Source organism: Corynebacterium lipophilum (assembly GCF_024102595.1).
Classification (GTDB): Bacteria; Actinomycetota; Actinomycetes; order Mycobacteriales; family Mycobacteriaceae; genus Corynebacterium; species Corynebacterium pseudogenitalium.
This window is the reverse complement of record NZ_JAEUWV010000033.1, coordinates 1-5,884: the sequence shown is the minus strand read 5'-3', so window position 1 is coordinate 5,884 and position 5,884 is coordinate 1. Positions and strand designations below refer to the sequence as shown.

General features: G+C 58.7%; 6 protein-coding genes, 1 tRNA gene and 1 rRNA gene. 5 read left to right on the top strand and 3 right to left on the bottom strand.

Features of this window, described 5'->3' with window-relative positions; translation table 11 throughout:
• Positions 1-90, top strand: a 5S ribosomal RNA gene (gene rrf, locus JMN37_RS11055); the annotation flags it as partial.
• Positions 91-273: 183 nt separating this feature from the next.
• Here the strand turns inward: rrf and JMN37_RS11050 are convergent.
• The 3 genes from JMN37_RS11050 to JMN37_RS11040 are packed head-to-tail and all read right to left on the bottom strand — an operon-like array spanning position 274 to position 2,435.
• Positions 274-624, bottom strand: a complete 351-nt coding sequence (locus tag JMN37_RS11050; RefSeq protein WP_252932181.1) for a fluoride efflux transporter FluC — start codon at positions 622-624, stop codon at positions 274-276.
• The gene (locus tag JMN37_RS11045) at positions 624-995 is read right to left on the bottom strand and encodes a CrcB family protein (RefSeq protein WP_240492789.1); all 372 of its coding nucleotides are present in this window, start codon (positions 993-995) and stop codon (positions 624-626) included. The genes JMN37_RS11050 and JMN37_RS11045 overlap by 1 nt, the downstream gene beginning before the upstream one ends.
• Before the next feature lie 21 nt (positions 996-1,016).
• A complete protein-coding gene (locus JMN37_RS11040; RefSeq protein ID WP_070478264.1) occupies positions 1,017-2,435 on the bottom strand; it encodes an alanine/glycine:cation symporter family protein in 1,419 nt (472 codons plus the stop codon).
• A 169-nt stretch (positions 2,436-2,604) separates the two neighbouring features.
• On the opposite strand from JMN37_RS11040, the gene pgm reads away from it, so the two are divergent.
• The 4 genes from pgm (at position 2,605) to JMN37_RS11020 (ending at position 5,682) form a co-directional block, all read left to right on the top strand.
• Positions 2,605-4,260, top strand: coding sequence for a phosphoglucomutase (alpha-D-glucose-1,6-bisphosphate-dependent) (gene pgm / locus JMN37_RS11035; RefSeq protein ID WP_252932180.1), 1,656 nt, complete (start codon positions 2,605-2,607; stop codon positions 4,258-4,260).
• Positions 4,261-4,271: 11 nt separating this feature from the next.
• Positions 4,272-4,742, top strand: a complete 471-nt coding sequence (locus JMN37_RS11030; protein ID WP_252932179.1) for a MauE/DoxX family redox-associated membrane protein — start codon at positions 4,272-4,274, stop codon at positions 4,740-4,742.
• 53 nt (positions 4,743-4,795) lie between these two features.
• Complete coding sequence (locus JMN37_RS11025) at positions 4,796-5,524, top strand: DsbA family protein (RefSeq protein ID WP_252932178.1); 729 nt, start codon at positions 4,796-4,798, stop codon at positions 5,522-5,524.
• Between the two features lie 85 nt (positions 5,525-5,609).
• A tRNA-Ala gene (locus JMN37_RS11020) sits at positions 5,610-5,682 on the top strand.
• Positions 5,683-5,884: the final 202 nt, after the last annotated feature.

Below are 5,884 nucleotides of genomic sequence, written 5' to 3'. Positions count from 1 at the left end.
CCGGTCCCTTTCCGAACCCGGTTAGCTAAGCCCGCCCGCGCTGATGGTACTGCACCTGGGAGGGTGTGGGAGAGTAGGTTACCGCCGGCCTATAACTTCATTTTCTTGTGTGTGGTGGGTTCCATTATTCCCGTTGTTGGGGGTGGTGGTACCCACCACACTCTTTTTTGTGCACCCACAACAAACAAACAAACGGGGATGGTTGTGTGCGGCCGGTTACCAATTCTGGTCCACAGACAACACACAAAAAGTATTTGCAGAGCTTTGTATCGTCTAAAATGCCGCGTTACCGCGCATAACGCCTAGCCCTGCGAACGCAACGCCGACGGCGAGCGTCCACAACAGATACTTTACGCATCTTGCGTACCTGCGCTCTTTGAGCAGCATTCCTGCTTCTTTGGCGAGCGTCGACCATGTAGAGAGCGCACCAGCAAATCCCGTTCCAATGAACACTGCCCACATCGGCGCCATCGCGACTGTAAAACCGAGGACCATGGATGCAGCAGCGTTGGCCGTGAAGGTGCCCTTGCGCGGGGGGAGGGCGGAACTAATCCACCACCGTGTGGCGCCGCCTAACGCGCCGCCAAAGAACACTGCAGGGATAGCAATTGGGTCAATAAACACTATCGATCACCTGCCTCCTTGCGATCACGCATGGTGTCGCCAGCCCACCAGCCAGCGATGCAGAGAACAACGCTGGAGAGTACGTAGATGAACGCAGTGATTGCAGTCGTTTGCGCTGCGGCGACGGTGAGAGCGGAGAACGTCGTGAAGCCTCCGAGGAAACCTGTGCCGAGTAATGGGCCTGGTCGGAAGTAACCCATTGCGTAGCTGCCCAAGACGTTGATGCCAAGCGTGACCAGAAAAGCGTAATGCGGTGCTGCAGGCAGCACCGCAAGGAGTCCCGCTGTAAGCACGTAGCGTGTAAGTGCTCCCGTGCCAGCTCCGACGCCTACCGCGAGGGGCTCATTCGACTCAATGTTTTGTAATTGCACACCAGAAGTCTACTAGTTCGCTTACTCCCAATTCATGCCTTGCTGCTTTACAAATACTGCAACCTCCTCGGGGCTACGGCGAAGCTTCGGATCGAATTTGAGGTACTCGCGAGTCTCACGGGCGACGAGCCCGGAAAGCAGCAGTAGACCGATGAGATTCGGGATTGCCATGAGGCCGTTCGCCAGGTCGGAGAACGTCCATACGAGTTCGAGGTGCGTGGTGGCGCCGAGGAACGCTACGGCGGTAAAGAACATCTTGTATGGCAATGAAGCCCACTGGCCGAAGAGGGCGGTTGCGGCGCGTTCGCCGTAGTAGGACCAGCCCAGGATCGTGGAGAAGGCGAAGAAAATGAGGGAAACGGAGACGATGTCGCCGCCCCAGGTGCCTGGCAGGACCGTCGAGAAGCCGCGTGCGGTCATGACTGCTGCTTCGTCGCGTCCCATGTCCCACGTCCCGGAGGTCACGATGACAAGGCCGGTGATGGTAACAACGATCAGGGTGTCAATGAACGTCTGGGTCATGGATACTAGTGCCTGGCGGGTGGGGTGCTGGGTCTTCGCTGCCGCAGCGGCGATTGCTGCAGAGCCCATGCCAGACTCGTTGGAGAAGATGCCGCGGGCAACACCGAACTGGATTGCCATCATGATGGTGGAGCCGACGAAGCCACCGGTCGCGGCTGAGCCGGTGAACGCGTCGTGGAAGATGAGAGAGATAGCGGCAGGGATCTGGTCTGCCATCAAAGCGAGTGCGACGATGCCGCCACCGACGTAGAGAACAATCATCAGGGGGACGAATGCTGCGGTGATCTTGCCGATACCTTCGATACCACCCAAGATGGCTGCGCCGACGCCAATGAAGATCAGGATGCCGGAGACAGTAGGTTCGATGCCGAACGCTTCCTGCATGCCTGCAGCGATGGAGTTGCCCTGGGTGAGGTTACCGATGCCGAAAGATGCGAAGATAGTAAAGAGCATGAATGCGACCGCGAGCACGGACCCCAGCGGGCCTGGGATTCCGCGACGGAGGTACTCGTGTGGTCCGCCTTGTTGGCGTCCTTTGTCGTCGGTGGTACGGAAGCGGACGCCGAGGTAGGCCTCGGAGTATTTCGACGCCATGCCGACAATGCCTGTGACCCAGATCCAGAGCAGGGAGCCCGGTCCACCGATCGAGATCGCGGTGGCTACGCCGACGATGTTGCCGGTGCCGACTGTTGCGGCGAGGGCCGTCGTTAATGCCTGGTAGTTGCTGATGTCGCCGGAGCCTTCTTCATTCTTATCGACGAACGCGTGGCGGGTCGCGCGGCCGAGCGTGCGGAACTGGATGCCACCCATTCGGACGGTCAGGAAGAGGCCCGTGCCGAGCAGCAGCGGGATGAGCAGGAATGGGCCCCAGACGAACGAGGCGATCGTACCGAGGGTTTCGTTGAGTTGCGCAGCCATCGTGATCCTTTCGCAATAGGGTGTGGGCCAGGTTACCTTTCTCCCGATAACGTGATTGAGATAATAGACACATAACCTCCCGTGTGTACACGGTTTGTACGATTTTTCTGGCGGAAGTTTCCAAAAAAGGGAAAGATGGGTGTGAACGTATTCGAAAGGATGTTGTCGTATGGCTCATGAACGTGCTGGCCAGATTGCCCGCCCGGAAGATTTGATCGATATCGCGTCGTTGGTGACTGCTTACTACACCCGTGATGTAGACCCGCACAATCCTGACCAGCAGGTGGTGTTTGGTACCTCTGGTCACCGTGGTTCTTCGCTGGATAACGCGTTTAATGAGGTGCATATTCTGGCGACCACGCAGGCGATCGTCGACTACCGTCGTGAGCAAAACATTGGCGGTCCGGTCTTCATCGGGCGCGATACGCACGCGTTGTCGGAGCCGGCGATGGTCTCCGCGCTTGAGGTGCTGTTTGGCAATGGGGTTGAGGTGCTTGTTGACGCCGCTGGGCGTTACACACCGACTCCGGCGGTGTCGCACGCAATCTTGTCGCACAACGCGAAGCTTTCTGGCGGGGTCACGGGTACTGATCCGAAGCGTGCGGACGGCATTGTGATTACGCCGTCGCACAACCCTCCTCGTGATGGTGGGTTTAAGTACAACCCGCCGTCAGGTGGTCCGGCTGACACGGACGCGACTGACTGGATTGCGAAGCGGGCGAACGAGTACATCGCAAACGGTTTGGAGGGCGTGAAGCGCTCCGCGGCGTCTGGTGTGCTCGATGAGCGTGCGCAGCGCTACGACTACCTGAATAACTACATCAATGACTTGCCGAACGTCGTCGACATTGCGGCGATTCGTGAATCCGGTCTGAGCATCGGCGCAGATCCGATGGGCGGAGCGAGCGTCGATTATTGGGGTGCAATCGCTGAGAAGCACGGCCTGAATATGACCGTGGTGAACCCGGAGGTCGACCCGACCTGGCGTTTCATGACGCTCGACACTGATGGCAAGATTCGCATGGACTGCTCCTCGCCGGACTCGATGGCGTCGCTGGTGCACAATCGTGACAAGTATGACATCGCTACCGGCAACGACGCTGACTCGGACCGCCACGGGATCGTCACGCCGGACGCCGGCCTGATGAACCCGAACCACTACCTCGCCGTCGCGATTGAGTACCTGTTCTCACATCGCGAGGGCTGGGCGGACAACACCGCGGTTGGCAAGACGCTGGTGTCCTCGTCGATGATTGACCGCGTTGTGGCGTCGCTCGGGCGCACGCTCGTTGAGGTCCCGGTTGGCTTTAAGTGGTTCGTGCCAGGGCTTATCGACGGCACCGTTGGCTTCGGCGGCGAAGAATCCGCGGGTGCGTCCTTCCTGCGGAAGGATGGCACGGTGTGGTCGACTGATAAGGACGGCCTGATTCTGGATCTGCTCGCGGCGGAGATTACCGCAGTGACGGGGAAGACGCCGTCGCAACGCTACGCTGAGCTCGCTGAGAAGTTCGGCTCCCCGGCATACGCTCGTATCGATGCCCCGGCGAACCGCGAGCAGAAGGCGACGCTGAAGGCGCTCTCCCCGGAGCAAGTCACCGCGACCGAGCTGGCTGGTGAACCAATCACCGCGAAGCTGACCGAGGCACCAGGCAACGGTGCACCGATTGGCGGCCTGAAGGTCACCACGGAAAACGCCTGGTTCGCGGCGCGACCATCGGGTACGGAGGACAAGTACAAGATTTACGCCGAGAGCTTCAAGGGCAAGGAGCACTTGGTGCAGGTGCAGCAGGCTGCGAAGGAGCTTGTTGCGCAGGTGCTCGGATAGAATGACCAATCGTGACTGAGACACACGAGACCAAACAGGCAAGAGGCAAGCTGCTGGAAATCGCGTCGGCTGCGGCGCGATTCGGCCTGGCAGCTGTGTGGATTGTCGCCGGGTGGACCAAGATCGGCGCCCACATGGAAGTGGCGCAAAATATCATTGCGTACGAGATTTTCACCCACGAGTGGTCGAATATTTTGGCACAGTGGATCGGGCCGTTGGAGCTGGCCGGTGGGCTGCTCCTGCTGGCTGGCATCAAGCTGCGCGAATGCGGCTGGGTCTCGATCGGGGTCCTGGTGCTATTCATCATCGGGATGTACTCGGCGTGGTCGCGAGGGCTGGTCATCGACTGTGGGTGCTTTGGCCCGCAGCCGTCAGATGAAGGCACGAACCTCATTGAGACAATCCTGCGCGACGTCGTCTTAATCGCGGCGACCTTGTTCATGATTTACGTGCCGTACAAGAAGTTTGCGATTTATCCATAGCCTCATCCAGCGATTAAGCTGTTGGGCAATTTCCAACGTCAAGGAGTAAATACGTGACTACCCGTAAGGTGAAGAACCCGAACGAGAAGAACGGTGCAGGGTTCATCTGGGCAATCGTTGCAGTGATCGCGATCGCGGCGCTTGTGATCGGCCTGATTTTCGTCAACGGCAAGAAGGGCCGCGAGGCCGCCATGGCCGAGAACATGATTGACACCAGCGGCATCACTGTCAGCTGGAACGAGGACGATCACTTCATTCGTCTCGCAGCCGAAGGTGTCGACGACGCCCCGATGGCAGAGCTCTACGAGGACTTTTCGTGCCCACACTGTGCAGATCTGGCGGTAGCGACGGATGAGCAGATGTTCGAGAAGCTGCGTGAGGGCAAGATTGAGGTCGAGCTGCGCCCGATGGTGACGCTCGATGGCCTGACCAACGGTCACTCCACGATGGGGCTGGCTGCGGAGCTGGCACTCGTCGCAAATAACGAGCCAGCTGCGATGATGAACCTCCGCGACCACCTGATGGTCAACCAGAGGGACGTGTACTCGAAGGTGACCGACGATGACCTTGCTGACCTGGCCCGCGACTACGGCGCGAGCGACAAGGCGGTACAGGACATCCGCGATAAGACCTATTACGATGCGGCGCGCGCAATGTCGAACGGCAACATGAAGCTGCAGGAAGAGCGCGCCGGTGAGGCGTGGACTCCGCGCGTCATGGTTGACGGCAAGGACGTTGAAGGCGAGATCGACAACTGGGTCGATACCGTCGCAAACAGCTAACTGTATGTCCGCGTGGGGCCTGGCTGCATGATTTGTGGCCAGGCTCTCTTCACGTGTATGGTGATGAAAGCTCGTAAGAGTTCAAGGGGCTATGGCGCAGTTGGTAGCGCACCACACTGGCAGTGTGGGGGTCACGGGTTCGAATCCCGTTAGCTCCACAAGAGAAGAAACTCCCCATTGGTTTGATTGCAAAACCGATGGGGAGCTTTTTGCTGTTATGAAAGGTAACTAGTCGGCTTAAGGGACATTTTGTGTGTTTTTACGGCGTGTCGCGATAAGGGACATTTTGTGTGTGTTTAGCTGCGTCCAGCCCACCCTTTTCTCACGCCTAAGCTGGGGTTCCACTGACCATCAATGCCG

Excerpts from the sequence above, each read along its gene's own strand:
- JMN37_RS11040 (WP_070478264.1), bottom strand. The coding sequence starts at position 2,435 with ATGGCTGCGCAACTCAACGAAACCCTCGGTACGATCGCCTCGTTCGTC.
- pgm (WP_252932180.1), top strand. The coding sequence starts at position 2,605 with ATGGCTCATGAACGTGCTGGCCAGATTGCCCGCCCGGAAGATTTGATC.